General features: G+C 47.7%; 15 protein-coding genes. 4 read left to right on the top strand and 11 right to left on the bottom strand.

Annotation, left to right across the window (positions count from 1 at the left end; all coding sequences use genetic code 11):
- Positions 1-2: 2 nt before the first annotated feature.
- From tssE to tssB, 3 genes are read right to left on the bottom strand one after another with little or no spacing between them, the layout of a single operon-like run.
- On the bottom strand, positions 3-440 hold the full coding sequence (tssE, locus tag HLG76_RS04775; RefSeq protein WP_025740375.1) for a type VI secretion system baseplate subunit TssE: 438 nt from the start codon (positions 438-440) through the stop codon (positions 3-5).
- A gap of 2 nt (positions 441-442) precedes the next feature.
- Positions 443-1,915, bottom strand: a complete 1,473-nt coding sequence (gene tssC, locus HLG76_RS04770; protein ID WP_077461343.1) for a type VI secretion system contractile sheath large subunit — start codon at positions 1,913-1,915, stop codon at positions 443-445.
- Positions 1,916-1,958: 43 nt separating this feature from the next.
- Positions 1,959-2,468 carry a type VI secretion system contractile sheath small subunit gene (gene tssB / locus HLG76_RS04765; RefSeq protein WP_077461344.1) on the bottom strand — a complete coding sequence of 170 codons (510 nt, stop codon included), beginning with the start codon at positions 2,466-2,468 and terminating at the stop codon, positions 1,959-1,961.
- A gap of 793 nt (positions 2,469-3,261) precedes the next feature.
- On the opposite strand from tssB, the gene HLG76_RS04760 reads away from it, so the two are divergent.
- Positions 3,262-5,349 carry a methyl-accepting chemotaxis protein gene (locus HLG76_RS04760; protein ID WP_175993181.1) on the top strand — a complete coding sequence of 696 codons (2,088 nt, stop codon included), beginning with the start codon at positions 3,262-3,264 and terminating at the stop codon, positions 5,347-5,349.
- Between the two features lie 101 nt (positions 5,350-5,450).
- Here the strand turns inward: HLG76_RS04760 and HLG76_RS04755 are convergent, their stop codons facing one another.
- Complete coding sequence (locus HLG76_RS04755; protein WP_175993180.1) at positions 5,451-6,278, bottom strand: MalM family protein; 828 nt, start codon at positions 6,276-6,278, stop codon at positions 5,451-5,453.
- Between the two features lie 63 nt (positions 6,279-6,341).
- Entirely contained in the window at positions 6,342-7,691 is a 1,350-nt protein-coding gene (gene lamB / locus HLG76_RS04750; RefSeq protein WP_175993179.1) for a maltoporin LamB, read from the bottom strand.
- Between the two features lie 364 nt (positions 7,692-8,055).
- Here lamB and HLG76_RS04745 point away from each other — a divergent pair, with 364 nt between their 5' ends.
- Positions 8,056-10,068 (top strand): glycogen-debranching protein, encoded by a 2,013-nt coding sequence (locus HLG76_RS04745; protein ID WP_175993178.1) that lies wholly within the window; start codon positions 8,056-8,058, stop codon positions 10,066-10,068.
- Positions 10,069-10,151: 83 nt separating this feature from the next.
- Here HLG76_RS04745 and malG read toward each other — a convergent pair whose 3' ends face one another.
- The 3 genes from malG to malE form a co-directional block, all read right to left on the bottom strand.
- Complete coding sequence (malG, locus tag HLG76_RS04740) at positions 10,152-11,042, bottom strand: maltose ABC transporter permease MalG (protein WP_077461349.1); 891 nt, start codon at positions 11,040-11,042, stop codon at positions 10,152-10,154.
- Between the two features lie 11 nt (positions 11,043-11,053).
- Positions 11,054-12,628, bottom strand: coding sequence for a maltose ABC transporter permease MalF (gene malF, locus HLG76_RS04735; RefSeq protein WP_021023900.1), 1,575 nt, complete (start codon positions 12,626-12,628; stop codon positions 11,054-11,056).
- A gap of 64 nt (positions 12,629-12,692) precedes the next feature.
- Positions 12,693-13,874: a maltose/maltodextrin ABC transporter substrate-binding protein MalE gene (malE, locus tag HLG76_RS04730; protein WP_175993177.1), complete on the bottom strand. Its 1,182-nt coding sequence runs from the start codon at positions 13,872-13,874 to the stop codon at positions 12,693-12,695.
- A gap of 499 nt (positions 13,875-14,373) precedes the next feature.
- Between malE and malK the strand changes: the two genes are divergently transcribed.
- Positions 14,374-15,513, top strand: a complete 1,140-nt coding sequence (gene malK / locus HLG76_RS04725; RefSeq protein WP_077669477.1) for a maltose/maltodextrin ABC transporter ATP-binding protein MalK — start codon at positions 14,374-14,376, stop codon at positions 15,511-15,513.
- A gap of 187 nt (positions 15,514-15,700) precedes the next feature.
- Here the strand turns inward: malK and glgB are convergent, their stop codons facing one another.
- The 3 genes from glgB to HLG76_RS04710 all read right to left on the bottom strand — a co-directional run bounded on the left by glgB (position 15,701) and on the right by HLG76_RS04710 (position 22,479).
- Positions 15,701-17,605 carry a 1,4-alpha-glucan branching protein GlgB gene (gene glgB / locus HLG76_RS04720; protein WP_175993189.1) on the bottom strand — a complete coding sequence of 635 codons (1,905 nt, stop codon included), beginning with the start codon at positions 17,603-17,605 and terminating at the stop codon, positions 15,701-15,703.
- A 106-nt stretch (positions 17,606-17,711) separates the two neighbouring features.
- The gene (gene malQ / locus HLG76_RS04715) at positions 17,712-19,898 is read right to left on the bottom strand and encodes a 4-alpha-glucanotransferase (protein WP_175993176.1); all 2,187 of its coding nucleotides are present in this window, start codon (positions 19,896-19,898) and stop codon (positions 17,712-17,714) included.
- A gap of 130 nt (positions 19,899-20,028) precedes the next feature.
- Positions 20,029-22,479, bottom strand: coding sequence for a glycogen/starch/alpha-glucan phosphorylase (locus tag HLG76_RS04710; RefSeq protein WP_077461353.1), 2,451 nt, complete (start codon positions 22,477-22,479; stop codon positions 20,029-20,031).
- A 508-nt stretch (positions 22,480-22,987) separates the two neighbouring features.
- Between HLG76_RS04710 and malT the strand changes: the two genes are divergently transcribed.
- A complete protein-coding gene (gene malT, locus HLG76_RS04705) occupies positions 22,988-25,696 on the top strand; it encodes an HTH-type transcriptional regulator MalT (protein WP_175993175.1) in 2,709 nt (902 codons plus the stop codon).
- Positions 25,697-26,045 lie beyond the last annotated feature (349 nt).

Here is a 26,045-nt window from a genome sequence, read left to right as displayed (position 1 = left end):
ATTTACAACACCCGATATTGGCGGTTCTGGTCTAAAAACAAGCTAAGTTGAACTTTCTCGTGCAGCGCTTCACTGTTGACGGTAGCAACAATATTGAACCGCAACATTAACGGTGAATGCGGATCAAAGTCTGATGTCACCAGGATATTCGTTAGCCGCGGTTCATATCTCTCTAAACAGTCTTTGATCGCGAGTTTCACTCTGAGCGATAAGTCTAAGCTTTCGAGTGTCGCATCGTTGAAATCAATCAGACCGAGTTCAGGAGAGCTTTGCGCCCCGCCAATACGTGTATTCAGCACATTGGCAATATTGCGTTTGATCGATCTCACCACGTCTGGGCTACTCGGCCCCTGAGTGACAGATACAGGTTTAGCGCCGGCTTCAAGACGCTCCAAGAAGCCGACACCAAATGCACTGTCTTCTAGCGCAACGTATGCCATGATTACTGATCAAGCCTACCAACAAGAGACAGTTCAAAGTTCGCGCCCATATATTTGAAATGAGGACGAACGGCCAAAGACACCTGATACCAGCCAGGGTTACCCTCAACGTCAGTCACTTCAATCTTGGCAGCGCGAAGTGGTCGACGACTACGTACATCTGCTGGTGGGTTTTCTTGGTCAGCGACATATTGTTTGAGCCAAGTATTCAACTCTCGCTCCAGATCTTGACGTTCTTTCCAAGAACCAATTTGCTCTCGTTGTAGCACTTTGATGTAATGCGCCAAGCGATTAATAATCATCATGTAAGGTAGCTGTGTACCGAGCTTATAATTGGTTTCCGCTTCTTTACCTTCTTTGGTGTTTGGGAACACCTTCGGTTTTTGGATTGAGTTGGCAGAGAAGAAAGCAGCGTTGTCGCTACCTTTACGCATGGTCAAGCCAATAAATCCCTCTTCGGCAAGCTCAAATTCTTTGCGGTCAGTGATCAACACTTCCGTCGGGATTTTAGATTGTAGTGCGCCCATCGATTCATAAACATGAACCGGAAGGTCTTCTACTGCACCACCGCTTTGTGGCCCAATAATATTTGGACACCAACGATATTTAGCAAAGCTATCCGTTAGACGCGTTGCAAATGCAAATGCGGTGTTCCCCCAAAGGTAGTGTTCATGAGCTTGGCTAACGTTCTCGTGATACACGAAAGATTTGATCGGATTTTCGGTTGGATCGTACGGAACACGCAACAAGAAGCGCGGTGCAGTCAGACCCAAATAGCGTGCATCTTCAGATTCACGAATTGAGCGCCACTTTGTATATTTAGGGCTTTCAAAGATGGACTTGACATCTTTAATGTTTGGCAGCTCTTCGAACGACTCAATACCAAAAAATTCAGGTCCAACACTTGAGATGAATGGCGCATGGGCCATCGCACCTAGCGCACCCATGTATTGAAGCAACTTCATATCTGGCGTTGATGGGGTGAAGGCATAGTTACCAATAATGGCACCCGTTGGCTCACCACCGAATTGACCGTAACCTGATGAGTAGACGTGCTTATAGAGACCTGATTGCGTTGTTTCAGGCGCAAACTCAAAGTCATCTAGCAACTCATCTTTGGTCACATGCAAGATGTCAACTTTGTTGTTCTCGCGAAAATCCGTCCGATCGACAAATAATTTAAGTCCACGCCATGCCGATTCCATTTCTTGGAAAGACGTGTCGTGCAATATTTCGTCCATTTGAGCACTGATCTTTTTGTCAAGCTCAACAAGCATTTGATCAACAAGTGCTTTGTTAACAGGCTCTTGGGTTTGATCGTTGCCAACGAGGTTTTCGATGAAGGCGGCGACACCTTTCTTTGCGACATCATAGCCTTCTTCGCTAGGCTCAATACGCGTTTGCGCCATTATTTCGTCAAGTAAGCCACCTTCCTTGACTTCAGGAGACTCTACGACTGATTCACTTGTAGACATGTTTCTATTTCCTAAGGCTTAAGTTACTACTGGTTTGAATCAATTACTCTTTCGGAGCGTCATCATCGCTACTGACAATACTTAGCTCAGCAAGCAACTTCTCACGGGACTCTTCAGAGTTAAGCAGCTCCTGTAAGCGATCACGGAATGCTGGAATATTGCCAAGAGGACCTTTTAACGCAACCAAGGCTTCACGAAGCTCTATTAGTTTTTTGAGCTCGGGAACTTGAGCTGCAACAGAGTCAGGCGCAAAATCATTCATTGATTTAAAAGACAGCTCAACAGGCAGTTCAGCGTCTTTATCATCAGTAAGTTGATTTTTTACAGTGGTGGAAAGATGTAAATTACTTTCACGCATTACATCTTCAAAATTGTTTTTGTCGACTGACACTGTCGCACGCTCTTCAACCGGCGTATCTTCAGTGTGACCTTTAAAATCACCAACAACCAAGGTTTTAAGTGGCAGCTCTACTTCCGCTTGCTGGTCACCCGTTGCAGGTACGTACTTGATATTTATGCGCTCTTTTGGCGCAACGCTTCCTTCTTTGGACACTTTGAACCCTCGATACCTTCACCAAAATGGCAGCACAGCCAGGAATGATCCTGCCACGCTGGACTGCGTTAACATCTTACAAACATCAATGACCTGTTGTGCTGCAATCACTGACGGTGCGCCAGCATACATAACGAAAAATTAGACATTAATTAAAAATGCATAATTTTGGAGTAATGCCTCATTTTTATTTTTTATGATCAAAAACACACGCAACGCTGACACCTTGACATTGTCATGACAATTTATATGTAAACATCATGTTAGCGAGTAAAAACTCTAAAAAACAAATAAAAAGATGTTTTCTTTATTGCGTTTAAATCATTAAAAAAACCACATATAAATAATTAAAATATAGAATTATTTTTAATGATTGTGGATCAGTGAAAGCTTCGTACCGTTAGCACATGCGCTAACATGCAACCTCATCCATCTGCCTACGCCCTCCTCCGTTAGTAACAAAATTGTGAATAAGCGCAGTTTCGCTTGCTGTTTTAACCCAAGCAGTGTGATCGTCGCAACGTGACAACGTCGGTCAAGGCAATGTGATGTGCGCTGGATCGGCTTAAGCTGATCGTTCAAATTAGCTCTCTCCCCCTCCTGATCTCCTCCTTATTGCAAGCGTTACAAGCGCAAATAAGGAGGATGTGCCTGTTGTCTATTTGAGCAACACTAGAAACTCTGATCGTCACCGTCGGCGCGCGTTATCTGTTGTGCCATTGCTCGCTAGCACGACACCCATCGTCACGCCGCCCGACGACCTCCGAATTTTTTCTTTGTGCGGAAAGTGATTATGAAAAAATTGCGTCACCTCTCTATCAGCCAACGAATCAGCCTAACGGCCTCTGCAATCGTGTTAGTCGGTCTGGGTTTGGTCAGCACCATCTCTCTTTCAACTCTGAATACCAGTCAATCAGCAATGTCATCTCAGGTGACAGAGAATGTGAAGCGGGATCAGGTGATAAAAATGCAGAATCGGGCAACAGCACTCAGTGAAGAGATTCATGCCTACATCGCTTCTCCGCTCGATACGGTGCGAACCATTGCTCAGATATATACGTCAGAAGCGGAGAAGAATAAGTCATCGCGGATCCTCGATCGTGATGATATTCCTAGGATCATGTATTCGATTTTGAAACGTCAGCCTGAGTGGCACAACATCTATACCGAGTGGCAAAAAAACGTCTTAGGGGCCGATGCCTTTTATTATGGCGACCCAACCAGTGCAGCGGATGGACGCTATGTACCGTCTGTATCGGTGGATGAGAACGGAGAAATGCGTCTTCAAGCCGCTCAAAACTTTTCAGAATCCAACCCTTGGTATCAGTGCCCGGTGAACACACAAAAAGATTGTATTACTGATCCAAGAACGGCTCAGATTAATGGTAAGACGCAAACGGTGTTCGATGTGACAACTCCCGTTTTTCGCTTTGATAAAACGGTTGCTATGGTGGGAAGTACGCTCAAGACCTCGCAAATCCAATCACTCTTAGCCAAACGTGCCGATAATGACGGGGAACTATTTGTTATCAGTCAAGATGGTCGGATTGTGGCTAGTACCGATCAGCACGTTCAACATGGCGCTGCGGTCTCAGGACTTTCCTCTCCTGCTTACCAACCACTTTCTAACCTTCTAAGCCAGAACGCAACAAACCAATTCAAGCAAACCGATTCGCACTTTTACGTCTCGCAACCCATTGAGTTTGGCAATATGACCAAGACCTGGTCGGTGATGATTGTGACCCCTATATCTGCTGCTATGGCACCGGTGACGCAACTCAATCAAATGATGACCGAGGCCGAGACGCATATCCAAAACACCATCTATCTGGTAAGTGGTATCGTGCTGATTTTGGCGTTTATCATCATTCAAGTCGTCATCAAACGCCAATTGGCGCCGTTAACCAGTGTTGATCACTCCATTCAGGCGATTGCGCAAGGCGGTGGGGATTTAACTCAGCGTTTATCCGTCACGGGTAAAACCGAGATTGATAGTATCAAACAGTCAGTCAATCAGATGCTGGATGCGCTACAGTCGATGGTTGGCCAAATTCAGCAAGCAGGTGGACGCTTATCGGATACTTCAACGACGGCTAACCATGCGATCACCGATGCTCACCAAGCGCTGTCTAATAACACCGAGACCCTTCATCAAGCGGCGACGGCTACGGAACAACTAACAGCAACCTCCAAAGATGTGGCAACAAACTCTGAGGCGTCAAAGGAGAAAAACGCTGCGGTGGTGTTATCGCTGAATCAATGCATGGAGAATGTTGCTAACAATGTCGCACGTAACCAAACCGCCAACACCGATCTGCAGAAGGCCAACAGTTTTGTCAGCGAAGTCAAAGCCAGTGGTAGCGATATTGCCTCTCTACTCGACGACATTCGCGGCATTTCAGATCAAACCAACTTGCTAGCGCTCAATGCCGCGATTGAGTCGGCACGCGCCGGTGAAGCAGGCCGAGGGTTTGCGGTGGTGGCCGATGAAGTGCGCGCCTTGGCCCAGCACTCACAAAAATCTGTCGACCAAATCGTATCGACGCTGGAAACCTTCAACCAACTCCTCACCGATATTGAAGCTGTCATCCAACAAGGTGAGCGTGGTGCGGCGGAGGGTTATCAAGCGAGTGTTTCCGTGCAAGAGACCTTAACCGAGATTGTTGATTTGGTGCAGCAGCTAGGCGATATCAATTACCAAACCGCAGGCGCGGCGGAAGAGCAAAGTGCCGTCTCTCAGCAGGTGGCTGAAAACATCCAGGCACTGTCACAACGCATAGAACAAACCTTGTCACTCAGTGAGCAAGCGCAAGGCGCAAACCAAACCCTCAACCACGAGGCCAAAACGATTCGCCAACTGGTCGATACGTTTACGGTCTAGTTTCCAACTTTATTCCACACTAAAAAAGGGCAACCAACGTTGCCCTTTTGAGGTTATGTCTTGTTGAAGACGCAATGTAAAACGTAGCTTAAATGGTGAGATTACTTCTTGTCTAATTGTGCTTTCATCGCGTCACGAAAGACTTGGTCAGCGTCAGTGATACCCAATTGCTCCGCATCACGCAGCAAGCCCATTGCTTTGTCGACATCGTTGTCTGCAATGGCGGCCCGAATAGCCTGATGATAAAAGCTAACGCTTTCTTGTTGCGGGCGTTCAGTGGCGGAGAGCGCTGGCAGGACGATAGACTGAGCATTGTTACGTGCGCCCAATGCGGTTGCTTCGATGGAAAACGTGCCAGTCAACGCGCGCGGCACTTGAATATCACCTACCTCCGGAAAGTAATTCCCTCTCCCCTCTGCATCCAATTTCGCTGGGTGGCTGACTGCCACCGTTTCATTAAGTTTATCTTTATCGGTAAAAATAACCAAATAGAGTGAACTGTCGCCAATTTGTGGATGGACTTTAATATTCCCTTGCAAACGGTTGCCATCGGCTAGACGGGGCTTTAAATAGACCAACTCCTCATCATCAAGCTCAGCACGAATATCGCCAGACTGGTTAATGACTTTAGCACTTGGGACAAAAACACTGTCGTTGACTTCTGCCTCAATATTGATAGCTAGTCCATTTTTTACCATTGGTAAGTCGAAAATGACGCCAGGGCTATCAATGCTATCGATATCTAGGACTTGTGTTTGTGTGGTGACCGCTACTTTGATCTCTTTATCCATCTCTAGCGGTAGTTGTTTCGCTTTCTCAATCTGCGTCACTGCCTCTCCCGTAGGTGCAATCTGATATTGGTTATCAACGATCGTCGAGCACCCATTAAGCAGTAATAATCCAGAGATAAATAACACTTTTTTGTTCATATAAAACACCTAAAAAAATAGCCGACAATTGTCGGCTATGAAAAAAGACAGTTTAAAAAAGGCTTACCACCAAGCTTCAACCTGTACGCCAGCTACGAGCTCACTATCTTCACCTGAACCAAAAGCGTCATCGTTTTCAAGGTCAGAGATATACGAGCCATATACACGGATTTCAGGACGTGCCCAGAAGCTGTCACCCATTGCCCATGCTTGCGCAACGGTCAATTTAGAATTACCAAAGTCTTCGACCGCGTTACCGTCATCATTGATTTTCTCACCCGCATTATAGCCAGCTTCGAACACAGTACGCATGGTATTATTCCATTTGTACATAGGGCGCGCTACAACAGAGAATTGATCAATATCGAGTGTAGAAGCGCCTATATCAGAACCAGCTAAGTAAGCGAGTTGGTGGCCCATTTCCCAAGACTCACCTAAGTTCATGACCCCCCAGTTAATCAGACGATAGCCTGTCGCGTCATTTTGATCACCGGAGCGGTCATAATAAGTGCCAGCCCCCCAGAAGTTAGCCGCTTGAACGCCATAGCCATTGGTACCGTACTGGAGAATAGTTTGGTTAAAGCCATTATCCATTCCCTGGTGAATAATACCGGTGACCAACAGACCATCATCTGCTTTAAGATCTTGATCGGCTTTTTCAACGCCAAAGTTGTAGGCTGCTGCCAGTTCTAATTTAGCGTCCGACCACAGATCGATATCGGCTAGGCGGATATCGGCAATATAGCCATTAACATCTTCCGATTTTTCGTTAAGCACGTCTTTGTAGCTGCTTGAATCGTTAATCACTCCGAGTTCACATGATGGGCTACCATCACAAGCCTTAATATCAGTATTAGCTGCATCAGTGAGGACTGCTTTCTGGCCATCAGCAACTTTCTGAGATCCATTATCTTGAATCAATGCTAAAGACAATTTCTGGTCGCCAACGGATAGATTCTCAATACCACCACCGGTACCTGATGTATTCAAGAAGTAGAAATCAGTGATATGGATATCTTTACGTTGATAATAAGTTTTACCCGCCCAAAGTGTTGCCTCTTTGTCGGCCAACACGCCTTTTGCTTTTACGGCAAACTGAGCGACGTTGAAGTCACTATCTTCCCAGCCACTTTCACCAGGCGCGCCCGACGCAATCATTGACTCAACTCGCCAAGTTTGTTCACCGGTTTTTAGCTCTTCCGAAAATCCAAACTCAGAGTAGTTGTCATTTTCATTGCCGAGGCGACCAATACCATTTTTATTAATAGCCAAATCACCGGTGTCAGAATTATCATAATTAGATGCACTAATTCCAGTTCCTGCTCGCATGTAGCCATTAAAATCTACAGCGAACGCTGAGGTAGCGGTGACAGCAGTCGCGACGGCTGCGGCAATTAAACTTACTTTTCTCATACCTTACTCCATAATGGGCCTTTTTTACGTGTCTCTTCACACCGGCAGTGGGTAGTGGAAAAAGACTATGTATCCAAGGCTTAGCTTTCTTCGTTATCCTAGAATTATCCTATCCCTGAGCGGTCATTTTCGCGTCATCCGGCCGTGCGATTTCAGGGGGAGGAGGAGAAAGGATGAGTGATAGCCAATTATCTAAACTTGTCGAGCTGAGTCACTGAACGAGGGCGTAATTGGTAATTATTTTTCGCTAAACAGGCCTACAAAATGTCGACACGATCACTATTAATAGATTTATTCTTAAAGGTATGAAACTTAATTACATACTGGGCAATCATCATAAATGTGACATCAGATTGAATTGTTTATGATTAAAAGCTCTAATGGCAACGAGTCCAATTTAATGGTGTTATTTATGTCGATTTGTTTTCCTGCTCCTTATTCATTAGGGGCTCAGTTATACGACTCAGGTTGTCGATTTACTTTGTACGCACCAGACCAGGACTGCGTGCATTTATTGTTGTGGCATCAAGGGCACCAACCTCAGCGGCTCGCCATGCGCGAATACAAGCGTGGTTATTGGACAAAAGAGGTCGCTGATATGGTTGCAGGGCAAGATTACAGTTTTGAAATCTCACATAATGGCCAAACATGGTGTGTGGCCGATCCGTATGCGCAAGCGATGACTGGCCCCTTAAGCTATCAGCCCCCTTATACACCATCGCAAAGTACATTGCTGGCGCGTTGCCAAGTCGTCGATCATGAATCATTTGATTGGCAAGGTATACCCTCGCCTCAACGTCTAATGCACGATACCGTCATCTTTGAAACCCATGTAAAAGGGCTAACTCAGCAGCATCCAGATGTCGAGCCAGCGCAGCAAGGGCGTTATTTAGGCTTAGTCTCACCAGCGATGTTGGCGTTTTACCAAAAACATCACATTAATTGCCTGCAACTGCTTCCTATTACTGCCTGCTTACCGGAACCGCATTTACTCAGCCAGCAAAAAACCAATTATTGGGGCTATAACCCATACGTTTGGATGGCACCCGATCCACGCTACGCGGAGAAAAATGCGGTTGACGAGCTGAAAACGGCAATACGCGAGCTGCACCGCCACGACATTGAAGTGGTTTTAGACGTGGTGTTTAACCATACGGCGGAAGGCGGAGAAGGCGGGCCGGTTCTTCATTATAAAGCGCTTGATCATGCCATGTACTTACATGATGGCCAACGACTGCGCAACCATACCGGCTGTGGCAATACCGTTGATATACGCCATCCTGCCGCACTCAAGCAGGTGCTTGATACCTTACGGATGTGGGTCACCGACTACCACGTTGATGGATTTCGGTTCGATCTCGCCGCCACCTTAGGACGAGACGGCGATACCTTTGATCCCCATAGTGCTTTTTTCCATGCTATTGCTCAAGATCCGATCCTGTCTAAGATCAAATTGATTGCCGAGCCATGGGATATAGGCCCCGATGGATATCAGCTAGGACAATTTCCGCTTAACTGGGCCGAATGTAACGATAAAATACGCGATACCACCCGCAGTTTATGGCGAGGAGATCCAGGCATACTGCAAGATTTCGCCACGCGATTGATGGGATCGCGCGACGTTTTCAGCGCAGCGCATTGGCCCGATCATTTGCCGATTAACTATGTCACCTATCATGACGGTTTTACCCTGCAAGACGTAGTTAGTTACGCCAAACGGCACAACCACGCGAATGGTGAGAATAATCACGATGGTCATGGCGACAATCGCTCCGCCAATTATGGTGTCGAGGGGCCGACAAACAATCCTGACATTATTGAGATAAGGGCTCGCCAAAAACGGAATATGCTAGCAAGCATCCTCTTCTCTCTCGGAACGCCGCACATTCTGATGGCAGATGTTTTAGGCCATTCGCAACAAGGGAATAACAATGCCTATTGCCAAGACAACCCCATCAGTTGGTTACATTGGCAAACACAGGATCATGCTTGGTCAAACTGGCTTGCTACCATGATTGAGCGTCGAAACGCTATCTTACCGCGCTTTATTGATGCGTTGAGTGGCACACAGCGCCATTGCAATCAGATTACATGGCGGCACCCAAATGGCGATCAGATTCAAGAAGATCAATGGCCAAGCCTGCAAGCCTTCTGCTGTCAGGTCACGCTCGGCACGCACCACCCTGACGCGGGCCAATCGATGCTTATTGCCATTAACAGCAGCGACACCGCGCACAACCTACGGCTACCAGAAAATCATCAGTGGCGTATTGTCTGTGACACGGTGACCGATGAGACAACCGTCGCTACACCAGAGCCATTCCAACGTTTGGCAGAAAAGAGCTTTTTGGTCTGCATTGACGGTGATTGGCTATAGCACCCTATAACCCTACGCAAAAAAGGCAGCTGTTATCAGCTGCCTTTTACGTGGCTTTTTAGCAATCAACGGTGCGTTGAGGGTTATCCTTTCACGCCACCTGCAGTCAAACCACCCACTAACCAACGTTGTGCCAGCAAGAAGACACCTGTAATCGGTACCGCTGACAGTACTGCCGCGGCCGCGAAATCGCCCCACAGGTAGTTCTGCGGATACAAGTACTGCTGCATCCCTACCGCCAAGGTATACGAATCAACGTCCGACAACAGAATCGACGCAACCGGCACTTCACCCACGGCCATAATAAATGCCAGAATAAAGACTACCGCTAAAATGGGCACTGAGAGCGGGAGCAATACCAACCTAAAGGCTTGCCAGGGTGTCGCCCCATCCAAAGCCGCAGCCTCTTCGAGGGAGCCGTCAATGCTTTCAAAGTACCCTTTAATGGTCCAGACGTGCAACGCAATCCCGCCTAAATAGGCAAAGATCAAGCCGCCATGAGTGTTGAGCCCTAAAAATGGAATGTACTGACCTAACTTATCAAACAAGGCGTAGATAGCCACCAATGCCAGCACTGCCGGGAACATTTGGAAGATCATCATTGCATCGAGGATAGTCTGCTTACCTTTAAACCGCATACGGGCAAAGGCGTATGCCGAGGTGGTAGACAGCACTACAATAAATAACGAAGTAATGCCTGCAACCTTCACCGAGTTCCATAGCCACAATAGGACGGGGAATGGTGGAGGAGTGACTGTGCCATCCGGGTTAGTCACCGAGAAACCCAGTGCTAACTTCCAGTGCTCCAGTGACGGATTTTTCGGGATCAAACTCCCGGTAGCGAAATTACCCTCACGGAAGGAAATCGCAATAATCATTAACAGCGGGAATAAAATCAGCGCCAAAAATAAGCACAGGCCAATATGGGTTGCCCAGACGCGATATTTTAAGGATTTACCTTGTACCATTGCCATATTAAATATCCTTACTGCGTGTTTTTATGTGCCAAGCGCAGATTCACTAGAGCTAAAGCGCCAACTAAAATGAAAATCAGCGTCGCAATCGCACTCGCCAAACCAAAATCCTGACCGCCACTGCCTTCAAACGCAATTCGGTAGGTGTAACTGACCAGCAAGTCGGTATAACCGGCCGGTTCAGATGTACCAATTCGACTCGGCCCACCCTCGGTCAGCAACATAATCATCACAAAGTTATTGAAGTTAAACGCAAAGGCTGCAATCAGCAGAGGCGTGAGAGGCTTGATCATCATCGGCAATGTGATGCGGGTAAAGTTTTGGATGAAATTCGCACCGTCAATGGCTGATGCCTCATAGAGATCATCCGGAATGGCCTTAAGCAAGCCCATACAAAGAATCATCATATAAGGAAAGCCCAGCCAAGTATTGACCGTTACCACCATACTTCTGGCCATTACAGGGTCTGAGAACCAATTAGGACTGATCCCAAACAGAGCCTCTAATACCATATTTATTTCACCGAAGCTTTGATTATATAAACCGCGGAAAATCAAAATCGAAATGAACGCTGGCACCGCATAAGGCAGAATAAGGAGTAGACGATAAATAGACTTACCCTTCAACTCTTCCCACTGAACAAGGCTGGCAAGAATCAAACCAATAAATAGGGAAAAAGCGACAGATAATACCGAAAAGACAATCGTCCAAATAAAGATGCCAATAAAGGGCTCTTTAATTCCATCATCCGTCCATACGCGTTCGAAATTATCGGTACCAATTTGAACAACATATCCAGGTGAAACAGTATCGCCAACAAATTCGCCGGCATCGTTAACCGCTTGGTAATAACCGATCTCATCATTTGGCTTGAGTGTTTCACCGGTTTGGTTATTGATCAGTGTACGACCATCATCTTGCAGGCTGTAAAGCGGTTGAATGGCAGCAAACTTCCTTAAACCGCTCATCCGAATGATTTGATCATCGCTGCGTTTAAGTTCGAGAGCGCTGAGTGCGTCTCGATTTTGGATCACCGCTCGTAATGTCGCTTTTTCGCCCGAGATACTGTCGACTGGCGTTAACGCCAGTGTTTGGGCTGGAAGGGCTGCAAAGTCAAACGGTTTGGTGGCGTAGCGAGCCTCCGGCATCTCCACCACAAGACGCGCGCCTTTATCCGTTTGGTAAAGAGAAAACGGATAGCTATCACCACCTTGGAAGGTTCGCTCTAGCAATACCGACTGAGCGCGTTCGAAAGATAACTGGTTGGAGGCACTATAATTGGTAAGTGAAAGCCCCACGGTGTATACCAATGGGAAAATGATGAAAAGAATCATTCCCGCGATACCTGGATAAATGTATCGGTGGGCATATGTCTTTTTACTACCAAAAATGTACAGAGCTAACGCGGTTAACACCACGGTTAACAGGGCAAAAGCAGTTTCACCACGCGAATACATTAAAACGGTGGCATAACCGTTAATAATAGCCACAGAGGCCAACAGCGCCCATTTGATGAACGCTTTTGTGCTGCTGGGCAAAGAAGAGCCTGACGTTGTCATAGCTTGAGAACCTTGGACTGACTGCATAAGGAACGCTACTCACTTAATTCTGAAGTGTGCAGGGAGGACGCATCCCCCCTGCAGATAGAGCTTATTTAACCATCTGTTTTTCTGCGTCGTTAAGAGCAGCTTCAACGCTTTGACGGTCATCAACCACGTTGATAATTGCGTTTTTGGCTGCCGCCCAGAACGCGTTCATTTGCGGAATGTTTGGCATTACCTCGCCATGCTTAGCGTTTTCCATCGTTGCCGCAATGCGCGGATCTTTAGCAAGTTCAGCTTGATAAGCATTTAACGCCACCGCACCCAGAGGCTTATCCGCATTCACGGTTGATAGGCCTTCATTGGTCAGCAAATAGTTTTCAAGAAACTCGACGGCGAGTGCCTTGTTTGGCGACGCGGTGCTAATACCGGCACTTAACACGCCAACAAAGGGCTTAGAGGCCTCACCTTGGAAAGTTGGCAAGGTAGCCACACCATAATTAATGCCTGACTTCTCAACGTTCCCCCACGACCATGGGCCATTGATGGTCATCGCTGTGTCACCCTTGTTAAACGCAGCTTCAGAAACGGAATAATCCATATCAGAAGAAATCACGCCATCTTTGACCATCTGCTTCATGAAGTTCAGTGCATCGTGAACCCCTTTATTATTGATGCCCGCATCTTTGACATCATAACCCGTTGCGGTTTGTTTAAACGCATAGCCGCCATCAGCCGCCATCAGTGGCCAAGTAAAGTAGGGTTCTTTTAAGTTCCACATGATAGCCGATTTGCCTTGCTCTTTGAGCTTGGCATCTATCGAAACCACGTCTTGCCACGTTTCTGGCGGGTTAGGGACGAGATCTTTGTTGTAGATAAGAGACAGTGACTCCACGGCCACCGGATAACCGACGTATTTGCCTTTGTATTTGACCGCATCCCAAGCAAAGTCGACCATGCCGTTTTTTAAACGATCCGACGGACGGATTTCTGTCAATAAGCCTGACTCGGCATAGCCACCGAAACGGTCATGCGCCCAAAAAACGATATCTGGGCCATCACCCGTTGATGCGGTTTGCGGGAACTTGTCTTGCAGGCCATCAGGGTGAACGACGGTGACAGGGATCCCCGTGTCTTGTTCAAAACGGTCACCCACTTCGGCAAGGCCGTTATAACCTTTGTCACCATTAATCCAAATGGTCAGCTGACCTTCTTCGATATTCGCATTTGCACCAAATGAGCCAAGTGCAATCAGGGTACCGAGGGCAACAGCGCTAAGTGATTTATTCATCTTTCTATCCTTCTTCTACTGAGGTGTAGCACGATTCCATGGAGGATGAGCTGTGTTTCAGGCTCTATCATGGGTAATTCCTCTTCATTCCTCATCATCCTGGTCTCTACGCCCTACACCACTGCGAGCGAATTCGTGATCCATATCGCTCGTCACTAATGATGCGGCTCACAAAAATAAACTGAACGTGATCAAGTTCAACTAATTAGCTCAGATTTTTGTGAAGTACGCCCTCAAATTATTTTAGGTAGGAGAAAATCCTCCTCCCCGCCTACTCCCCCTGTAATAATTGATGATAGGAGGATGCAGGGCTAGCGCAGATAAGACACACTGAGTCTCATCAAAAAAAGCATGAGTGGTATTTTCCCTAGTGTGGCTAATTAATCATCAATGAACGTTAAACAAAAGCGGTAACGCTTATAACGACCCACATTGATAACATAACCACGTATCATGCAAATTGAGCCGAATTAATGAAAAGCGATTGAGGGCGAGCGACATGGCAAGTGTCACGTTTAAAAACGTTTGTAAAGCGTATGACAACGATGTAATGATTTCTAAAAACGTTGACCTAGAGATTAAAGATGGCGAATTTGTCGTCTTTGTCGGTCCTTCTGGTTGCGGTAAATCCACCTTATTGCGCTGTGTTGCCGGGTTGGAAGATATTACGTCGGGCGACCTTTACATTGATGATCAACGAGTAAATGATATTGAGCCATCTAAGCGTGGCGTCGGCATGGTGTTTCAATCCTATGCCCTTTATCCCCACTTAAACCTCTACGACAATATGTCATTTGGTTTAAAGCTGGCAAAAGCCAATAAGGCTGAGGTAGATAAACGCGTGCATCAAGCGGCGGAAATTTTGCAACTTGGTCACTTATTAGATAGACAACCAAAATCCCTGTCGGGCGGCCAACGTCAGCGCGTCGCCATTGGCCGTACCCTGGTGTCTCAACCACAGGTTTTTCTACTTGATGAACCCTTATCGAATCTCGATGCCGGGTTACGGGTGCAGATGCGTGCACAAATCACCAAGTTACAACGTCAGCTTGGCTGTACCATGATTTATGTCACCCACGATCAGATTGAAGCCATGACCATGGCCGATAAAATTGTGGTGCTAGATGAGGGCCGTGTCGCGCAAGTGGGCAAACCGCTTGAGCTATACCACTACCCACAAAACCGCTTTGTGGCCTCGTTTATTGGCTCCCCAAAAATGAATTTCATGAGCGTATTCATCGCAGATGTTGAGCCGACTCGGGTCAAAGTGCAGCTAAGTGAGGGAGCCAGTTTCTGGATACCGGTCGATGGCAAAACCGTCACCCGCGGTGATCGTATGTCGCTAGGGATTCGCCCAGAGCATTTAATCGCCGCCAAAGACGGTGATGCCAAAATCGAAGGGGAAGCGACCATCGTTGAGAAGTTGGGTAACGAGACGCAAATTTATCTCAACCTAGAAAGTGCCGATGCGGATGTGATCTATCGCCAACTCGATACGGTTGAGATTGAGCCCGGCGAGAAGTACGCGATTGGTATTCCCGCTCACCGCTGTCACTTGTTCCACAGCGACGGCCGCGCGTGCAAGCGTCTACACCGTGAAAACGGCGTGACCTTCGTTGACGAAGAAGATGCGGCATAAAACAGCGCCTCAAAGATAACAATTAGGCAGGCATACGCGGCCTTTTTTGATGGTTTCAACCTAGAACAAGGCGGTAAGCGGTACAGTAAACATAGCGTTGCAGTCTGCGCGAGGCGACAAATAAAAACGCACCAAGGATTAACTTGGTGCGTTCCTCGTTGGGTCGTCTAGCGTGGTTTGAAGTTATTCACCCTTGCCAGCGATAAAAAACCGTGGATAGCGGTGGCAAATTGAGCGTCAGTGATTGGGGTTGCTCATGCGCTGATACTTTATCCGTACTCACTCCTTGGTAAACCGGATAACCACTGCCCCAAAATGCCTCATCATCGGAGTTTAATATCAGTTGGTAGTCGCCACTCATCGGTACACCTAGGTGAAAACCATCACGTGGTACAGGCGTGAAATTACTCACCACCAGCACTCGCGAGCCATCATCGCCCAACCGCTCATGGGCCATGATACTGATATCTGCCGCATCTTTAACTCGCCATTCAAATCCTGTCGGATCGCAATCGAGTCGGTACAATGCTGGCGTCGACACATAAAGATCATTGAGGGCTTTCACCAGAGCCTGAACACCTTGGTGACGTTCATACTGCAACCAGTGCCACTCAAGTTGACTATCGTGATCCCACTCTGCTGTTTGACCAATCTCCGCCCCCATAAAATTCAGTTTTTTTCCGGGTTGACCATACATATAGCTCAAATAGGCGCGTAAATTAGCCGTTTGTTGCCACTCATCGCCAGGCATTTTGCCCATCAGAGAGCCTTTACCATAGACCACTTCGTCATGCGATAGCGGTAACACATAGTTCTCACTAAACGCATAAACGAATGGAAAGGTCAGCGTATCGTGATGATAGCGTCGATGCACAGGTTCTTCACGGATATAACTTAAGCTGTCATGCATCCAGCCCATATTCCATTTGAATCCGAACCCAAGTCCTCCCATATACGTGGGCGCAGACACGCCAGGAAATGCGGTGGACTCTTCAGCAATCGTCATCGCATTGGGAAAATAGTGATAAACCGACTCGTTCATCCATTTTAGTGTCGCAATCGCGTCGTAATTCTCGTTTCCACCGTCAGCGTTGGGGAGCCATTGGTCATGCTCACGCGAATAATCGAGATAGAGCATCGACGCGACGGCATCCACGCGTAGACCATCAATGTGAAATTGATCGAGCCAATACAGCGCATTATTCACCAGAAAGCGGCGCACATGATCTTTACCCATATCGTAGAGATGGCAGTGCCAATCATTATGCCAACCACGACGCGGATCAGGATCGTGATATAAAGGCGTGCCATCAAAGTACGCAAGCCCATGATCATCGGTGGGAAAATGCCCCGGTACCCAATCAAGGATCACGCCGATCCCTGCCTGATGGCATTGGTCGACAAAATACTTAAAATCATCCGGCGATCCGTAGCGGCTGGTCGGTGCAAAAAGTCCTATGGGTTGATATCCCCACGACCCATAAAAAGGGTGCTCACTGACCGGCATTAGCTCCACATGGGTATAGCCCATATCAACCAGATACGGCACTAAGCGCGCAGCAAGGTCGCGATAGCCCAGCATTTGGCCATTTTCATCATGTTGCCACGAGCCAAGATGTAACTCATAAAACGACAAGGCTTGTTGATGCTTTGCGGTTATGGGTCGTTGCTGCCACTGATGATCGTTCCATTGATAAACAGACTGATCATAAGTCAGTGACGCAAACGAGGGATAAGGCTCAGCGTACGCCCCGTAAGGATCGGCTTTATGGGGTAAACCCTGTCCGTCAGGACCGGTTAAGGCGTATTTATAGCGTTGGTGTGTGCCAAGGTTGGCAATAAAACCGACCCAAAAGCCATCTTCAATGGGCGTCATCAAGGCGGTATCAGCTTGCCATTGGTTCCAATCGCCAATCACGCTGACCGATTGCGCATGAGGGGCAAAGACAATAAAACGCACGCCTTCAATAGGCTCACCGTTAACCGGCAAGGTCATAGGATGCGCACCCATGAGCTGATGCGCATAGCGAGGATTGTACAAGGCCGCGAGATCGATGTCGTAGTGATCGGGGTGCGTATAGTATGGTGTCATCGAGGAAGAGGAATGTGACACAGAAGGCTCCTTATAGAAAAACGCTCCATCCCATGTGTGTTGGCTAGCACTAAGGATAGAGCGTGGTCGCGTGGTGATCAGGCGATCAAACGGATAGACGACTCGCGTGTAAGCGTACCCGCGAAAGATCCTTCGCCAGTTGATTTAACTCTTCGCGGCTAAACAACGTATCTAGGTTCACAGAGAGTTTACGTCGCCAGTTGGGATACTCATCAACCGTACCAGGGATATTAACTGGCTTGTCCATTTCTAACCAATCTTCAAGCTGCACACTCAACAGCGCAGATTGGCCGGCTGCGACATGCAATTGTAGTGCGCGACACAAATAGCCATCCATCGGCACATAACGCGCATCTGCCCCTACACCTTCCGGCAACATGCCATGCCAACGAACACTGTCTAAGATCCCTTGTTTCGCTTTTAAGCGATCATCAAACAACTGCTGAAGCTGTGCTTCGTCCGGATACAAGCCCAGCTCTTGACCCATTTTTAAGTCATCACAATGCCAAAATCCCCGAATAGTTGGCATATCATGAGTGGAAAGTGTTGCCATCGCTTGCTCGGTATAATGGGCCGGTGAAATAAATCCACCATCTTCTTCTGACGTTTCAAAGAAGAACACTTTATAAGAATGCACACCCGCATCGCTCAGCAACGCACCAATTTCGTCAGGCACCGTGCCTAAATCTTCACCAATCACACTGCATTGATGACGGTGTGATTCAAGTGCCAAAATAGCAAGCATGTCTTTTACTGGGTAATATAAATACGCGCCTTCGCTGGCATTTTTGCCTTTCGGGATCCACCATAAACGCAACAGACCTAGCACATGGTCAATCCTTAATGCACCACAGTGACGCATATTGGCACGCAACAGTTCAATATAAGCATGATAACCCGAAGCTTGCAGCGCTTGTGGATCAAACGGTGGTAAGCCCCAATTTTGTCCTCGCGGCCCCAACATATCGGGTGGCGCGCCAACACTGGCGTCAAGCACGAGTGGCGAGTTATCTGACCATGTTTCACTTCCCGCATCTGAAACACCCACTGCCAAGTCGCGATATAAACCGAGCGCCATGCCTTGTTCTTCGGCGATCGCTTGTGCCTCTTCGATTTGGATTTGAGCAATCCACTGTAAATACATATACAGCTGGATGTCATCATGGTGCTGTTCAATAAAAGCTTGCGTCGCTGCATTCTCATAGCGACGGTACTTTTCTGGGAACACCGGCCAGCCCCACATATTCTCGTCGTCTGCGCGCAAGTGTTGATGCAATGCATCAAAGGTCGCTTGCTGTTTTAAGCTGTCTCCACCTTGCTCAATAAAGTCTAAGAAAGCGCGGCCACGATGCGTCTGTTGCAGCAACTCCCGCTGTTTAAACTCCTCAAACAGTAACGGCAATACCGCCATCTTCAATGCGGCAACTTCACTATAATCGACCCAATGGGTATCACGTACGGCCTGTAATCGACGTTGAAACGCGGCACTGCCCACCAGTTGCTGCGCTTTGGCGCTCAATGAAAACTCTCGCACCGCGCTGACATCGATATACAAAAGATTAAGCCAGCGACGCGATGACGGACTATAAGGACTCGCGGCTTCAGGGTTGGCAGGGAAAAGCGCATGAATCGGGTTCAGACCAACAAAATCTGCCCCGCGTGACGCCAATTCACTGACCAACTGTTTGAGATCGCCAAAATCACCGATGCCCCAATTATGTGGAGTGCGTAAGGTGTAGAGCTGAATACTCGGCCCCCACATTTTTTTGTGCGCATTCAGTTCAGGTTGTTTATAGCACTGAGAAGGCGCCATAATTAACGTCATCTGATAGGGAGATTTGCGGCGCTTTCGGTTTACAAAGAGACGGTGGTAGCCCCAAGGTAGAGCGCACGGTAAGCTAAAAACGAGCGGGCCACCCTCACTGCGTTCATCGCGAATAATTTGTGACTGAAGATAACCTTCAAAGCACTCGCCCTGTTCGGTTTCCAAACGCCAACTAAAATCACTGTCTCTGGCACTGGTGCCAAGGTAAAGCGCAATTTCAACCGGTTCGTTGTCTTGCACCACCTGTACGGGGGCAAGCACATCCATTTTATGTTTTCTCTCCGCTGATGCCAACAACGCATCATCATGACGTGTGTCATAGCCAAGTGACGTTAATAAATCATGTAAGGTACTGTCTGGCACCGCCGCTTCTGTGCCCCAAGCACTGATATAACGGTCGGCAAGGTTCGCCATGTGTGCGACTGTCTTTAATGCAGATTCTTTCATCGCTTTCTCCGAGGGGTCTGCCCCCTTCTTTTATTGGGCAATATTGTTGTCATTATTATCAGGTGGCAAGGCGAATCCCTTGCCACCTATCAGGTTGTTAACCCGTTATATTGCAATTAGCAATTAGCAATTAGCGTTTAATCGCTTTTAGCTGCCAAATATTATTAACATAATCACGGATGGAACGGTCAGAGCTAAACTTACCAACCAGCGCGGTGTTAAGAATGGCTTTGCGTGCCCACTGCGACATGTCTCGATAATCACGATCAATGTCATTGTGTGCGCGGACATAATCGGCAAAGTCAGCCAAACATAAGTACGGATCACCACTTGTCATCACGCTGTCAAAGACAGGGCGCAGCAATCCAGGCTGCCCTGGCGTGAAGGTTTCATCCAATAGGCTATCTAAAGCGGCTTTTAGAAGCGGTTGATTTTGGTACGCTGTTTCGGGTTGATAGCCTTTTTGGCGTAATTCGGTGACCCCATCAACATCTAAGCCGAAGATATAGATATTATCGTCACCCACTTCTTCACGGATCTCGACGTTAGCGCCATCCATGGTACCAATGGTCAAGGCACCGTTAAGGGCCATTTTCATATTACCCGTACCCGACGCTTCTTTACCGGCCATAGAAATCTGCTCAGACACATCGGCGGCTGGAATGATAATTTCTGCCATGCTTACGCGGTAGTCTGGAATAAACACCACTTTAAGCTTATCGCCAACGCGTGGATCGTTATTGATCGTTTCGGCCACCTTGTTGATAGCGAAAATGATCGATTTTGCCAGTTCATAACCTGGGGCTGCTTTGGCAGCAAAAAAGACCACTCGTGGCGCCATGTCAAAGTTTGGCTCGTTAAGCAAGCGCTGATAGAGCGAAATCACATGCAATAGATTCAAGTGCTGACGCTTATATTCGTGTAGACGCTTGATCTGAACATCGAAAATCGCATCGGTGTTAAGCGTGATATCGAGGTTGGATTTTACCCAGTCAGCAAGGCGCTGTTTATTGCGCTTCTTGACCGCCATGAAGGTTTTCTGAAAATCAGCGTCGTCAGCATATTGTGCAACCTGCTCGAGTTGCTCAAGCTGTGCTGGCCACTGCTCGCCAATTTTTTCACTGATCAAGTTTGATAAATCAGGATTACAGAACTTCAACCAACGACGCGGTGTAATGCCGTTTGTCACATTTTGAATGCGACCTGGATAAAGCGCATCAAACTCAGGGAATAAATCACGTTTAACCAACTGTGAGTGCAAGGCCGCGACACCGTTGACAGCATAAGAGCCAATCACACACAGATTCGCCATGCGTACCATGCGCTCACCTTGATCATCGATCACGGATAACACTTGCTGTTTGCGCACATCACCAGGCCACTTTTGCTCCACGTCTTGTAAGAAACGATGGTTGATCTCGAAAATGATCTCCATATGGCGAGGAAGAAGCTCTGCCATGAGCGATTCACTCCACGTTTCAAGCGCTTCAGGTAATAACGTGTGGTTCGTGTAAGCAAAGGTGCGGCTAGCAATGGCCCACGCTTCATCCCAACCTAAGCGATAATCATCTAGCAACACACGCATCAGTTCAGGAATGGCGATCGTTGGGTGAGTATCGTTAAGCTGAATGGTTTCATACTCCGGCAACGCCGCCAACGCATGTCCGGCTTCCAAGTGACGGCGAAGAATGTCACCCACTGAGGCGGCGCTATGGAAGTACTGCTGCATTAAACGCAGCGTCTTGCCCGCATCATGATTATCGTTGGGGTAAAGGACTTTAGTCAGGTTACCCGCATCAATATCAGCTTGCTGCGCATGGGTGTACTCGCCCGCATTAAAAGCATCAAGCGCGAACGGTGTCAGTGCTCGACCTTCCCACAAACGCAATGGATAAACGGTGTTACTTTGGTAACCGACAATGGGTAAGTCCCAAGGCATTGCCTGGATTTTCAAGCTAGGCACCCATTGACGATAGGTATGCCCCGCTTCTTCAACGACCTCAACATGGCCATAAAAACCAATGGTTTGAGTCAGGTCCGGACGGACGACTTCCCAAGGGTAGCCTTCTGGCTCACGCCATGCATCAGGCGCTTCTTGCTGCGCCCCTTGATCGAAAGATTGGCGGAAAAGGCCATACTCGTAGTGTAAGCCATAGCCAACTGCTGGATATTGCTGTGCCGCGAGTGAATCCATAAAGCAAGCGGCGAGACGCCCAAGCCCACCGTTGCCGAGTGACGGGTCACGCTCTTGCTCTAATAAGTCGGTAAGACCCAGACCGAGTTCACCAACGGCCTCAGCAATCACATCGTATAAACCCATGCTAATCAGGTTGTTGCCCGTCAAACGGCCAATGAGAAATTCAAGAGATAAATAGTTAACGCTTTTGGCCTGTTTGATCGCTTGATCGTTTTCAGTCGCCACCAAGTCGCCTGTTGTGTGCTCAGCTAATGCACGCCCTAAGGCAAGGTACCAATCGCGTTGTTGAGCGGTTTCAGGTGCGTGACCTAGCTGGGTCAAGTGTTGGACCATGCTGATTTTAAACGCACTTTTATCAAAGGCATGTTGCTGTTTTGGGGTCATGTCATAACTCTCAATAATGGAATGAAACCTTGATGGCTATTCATCCTGCCCAACTCGAGAGTAACAAACATCCTCCCACTCACAGTGACGGAAAGGAGGAGATAGCAGGGCGTAGAGAGCTGTGTCACACACCAACAGTGAGCCGCCTCTCATCAATCCTAGCATCCACATACAAGCCAGTGATCAACATCACGTTATGGGACAAAAAGCATTCGAAAAGCAGCATGAAAAGTAAGAAATCACTTTTGTTATTTTTGTGCGCCAGCGCAAATTCTATATTTTCCAGGACACATAAATGTACAAAGCTATTTAAAAGGATAGCGAAAACAAAAAACTATTGTGATATAAATCACAAATATAGGGCGTAGATGCACCATTCTAGAGCAATCAACACAAGAGTGGAGAGAGATCATAGTTTGCGATCTAGGAGTCGCATAGACTCCAAGGAGGATAAAGCAGTGTCGCGCTGAGGGGCCGGCACCGTATTTGAGGTTAAGGACAGTGTGTTATGTGGATCCCATCAAAACTTACTCGACCAGGTCGGCTTTATAACGCCATATTGCGCCCTCGGGTGCTCGATATGCTACAACAAGCGCCTCACTATAAATTAGTGATGTTCCGCTCCCCCGCCGGCTATGGCAAAACAACCATGGCCGCACAATGGCTGGCTGATCAGTCCCATGTTGGCTGGTTTAGTATTGATGACAGTGACAATGATAGCTTCCGCTTTATTAACTACTTGTTACAAGCCCTGCATCAAGCCACGCAAGAAGGCTGCGCAAACACCATTAAGCTTGCTGAGAAGCGCCAATTCTCATCGCTTCGTGCACTTTTATCCGATGTGTTTGCCGAGTTAGCGAATTTTCATGCCACCAGCTATCTGGTATTGGATGATTATCAGCTTATTGATAACGAAGAAATCCATGAAGCCATGCGTTTTTTCATCAAGCACATGCCGGATAACCTCACTTTGGTCGTCACTTCACGAGCCAACCCGCCATTGGGCACCGCGAACTTGCGTGTTCGTGACTTAATGATCGAAATCGGGAACGAATTACTCGCCTTTGATAACGAAGAGACCACCCGCTTTTTTAATCAACGCGTGGCCGATGGGGTCGATGAGTCAACCGCCAATGCCTTGTGTACCTACGTTGAAGGTTGGCCGTCAGCATTGCAACTGATTGCGATTCAAGCACAGCACCAAAAGCGTACGCTCATGCAAAGCGCGGCCTCGTGTGCCAGCTTTAACCATGCCCACCTTTGGGACTATTTAGCGGAAGAAGTGTTTGATTTACTTGATACTGAAACCCGTCAGTTTTTGATGAAAGTGTCGGTATTAGAAATGTTCAACGATGAATTAGTCTATGCCTTAACGGAGCGCGGCGACGCGTTGGGGATGCTGGAGTCTCTGAACCGCTACGGTTTATTTATTTATCCACTCGAAGGCGACAACAATTGGTTCCGTTTTCACCATCTATTTGCTGAATTTCTTGCCCATGAGCGCCAGGCTCGGATCCCACAGCAGCAACAAACACTGCATCGGCAAGCGGCCTTAGCTTGGCTCAAGCTTGAATCGCCACATCAAGCATTGCGCCACGCACGTTATGGCGAGGATGATGCCCTGTTGGCAGATATTCTGAATCAATATGGTTGGCGGATGTTTAACCGTGGGGAGCTATCGACCCTCGAAGCGGCTATCAGCAAGCTAAATAACGAGTACTTGTACCAGTATCCGAGTTTAAGCCTACTTCGAGCTTGGCTTGCACAAAGCCAGCATCGCTATCATGAAGTGGGTGAGCTATTAGCAAGTGCAGAAAAAGCCTATCAAGCTCGCGAAATACCGCTCGACATTGATTATCAAGGCAATGCCAATGCGCTACTTGCACAGGTGGCAATTAATGCCAACGACCCAGAGCGAGCCATGCGCCTGGCTGAAAAAGCACTTGAGCAACTAGATAGCGCCAATTACCGTGGCCGTATTGTCGCGACATCTGTCGTTGGCGAGGTGAACCATGTGCTCGGCGAGCTCGATCGTGCCTTATCGATGATGCAACAAACGGAAAAACTCGCTCGCCAGCACCAAGTGTATCACCAGGCACTTTGGGCAATTTTACAACAAAGTGAAATTCTTCTGGCACAAGGCTATGTGCAAGCGGCATTTGAGCTGCTCGACAGTGCCGATCAACTCATTGAAGATCAGCAATTACACCAAGTTCCTTTACATGAATTTGCTTTACGTCTTCGCGCACAAATTCTTTGGTGTTGGAACCGTTTAGACGAAGCCGAAGCCTGTGCCTACAAGGGGCTCCAAGTGCTAGAGAATCAGCCCCCGAGCAAACATCTACACAGTTATTCCATGCTCTCCCGCGTCGCTGTTAGCCGCGGTGAACTCGACAAAGCTGCCAAGCACATTGAGCATATTGAGCATCTATTACGTGAGTCGGTTTATCATGTCGATTGGACCGCTAACGCGTCTTTATCGTTGTTACTCTATTGGCAAGCCAAACACGAACTTCCTCATACGGAGGAGTGGCTCCATCAAGCCGTTCGCCCCGCATCGGCCTGTAATCACTTTAGCCAGCTTCAATGGCGTAATATCGCCCGGGCGCACCTCCATCTAGGTCAGTATGATCAGGCTCGCCAAGCCATTGATTTTCTCCGTCGCGAGGCGAACCAAGCCAATCTCGTGACAGATAAGAACCGAAATCTTATCGTGGAAGCGGTGCTCGCCAGTAAAGAGCATGAAACGGAGTATGCGAAAACGCAGCTTCAAGAAGCGCTTATACTCACTAATCAGACGGGTATGATGGGTAACTTTTTAATTGAGGGTGACGCTATCTCATCGCTGTTGCATGCATTGATCGAACAACAAGCGCTTGGCGCGTTAGAACGTCATCGTGCACAACAGTTACTGAAAGAAATCGCCAGCCATCAACGCTCTCGCTCAACCCACTTTGATGAAGCCTTTGTCGAAAAACTGGTGAAGCATCCAAACGTTCCTGAGTTAGTACGAACCAGCTCATTGACCCAGCGGGAGTGGCAGGTACTTGGCTTGATTTATTCAGGATTCAGTAACGAGCAAATTGCTCATGAACTAGATGTCGCCGGGACAACCATTAAAACCCACATCCGTAACCTTTATCAAAAACTCAACATTGCCAATCGCAAAGAAGCGGTCGTCACCGCCGAAAACCTCTTGCAACTGATGGGCAATTAACCTCGCACCACTACGCCCTCAGAGATTTCTGGGGGCGTAGTTATTATTCCGCCTCAGCCTATGCTTTGTGATAAATTATTGAATTATAGAAAAATTTTCTCATCGATGTACTGAGTTATAACGCGATCACAGTTGGTGCAATTCACTTCTCAGTAAGCTTGGCCTCCCTACAACACATTAAAGGTCAACCTGATGAATTATCCTTTCTAGCTCCCCGCTGCAGGCATTCCGGCAATGGTTGAAAATCGAACACTCATGCGCTCACTTTGGCCTTAAATACCCATCGTTTTTTGTGTTGATATTAACCCTAAAGTTGATCGGTCTACTCAACATCAGAGTACCGGATGTG

Origin of the sequence: Salinivibrio sp. EAGSL (assembly GCF_013366455.1) — a bacterium.
GTDB lineage: Bacteria > Pseudomonadota > Gammaproteobacteria > Enterobacterales > Vibrionaceae > Salinivibrio > Salinivibrio costicola.
This window is presented reverse-complemented; position numbering and strand designations above follow the sequence as displayed.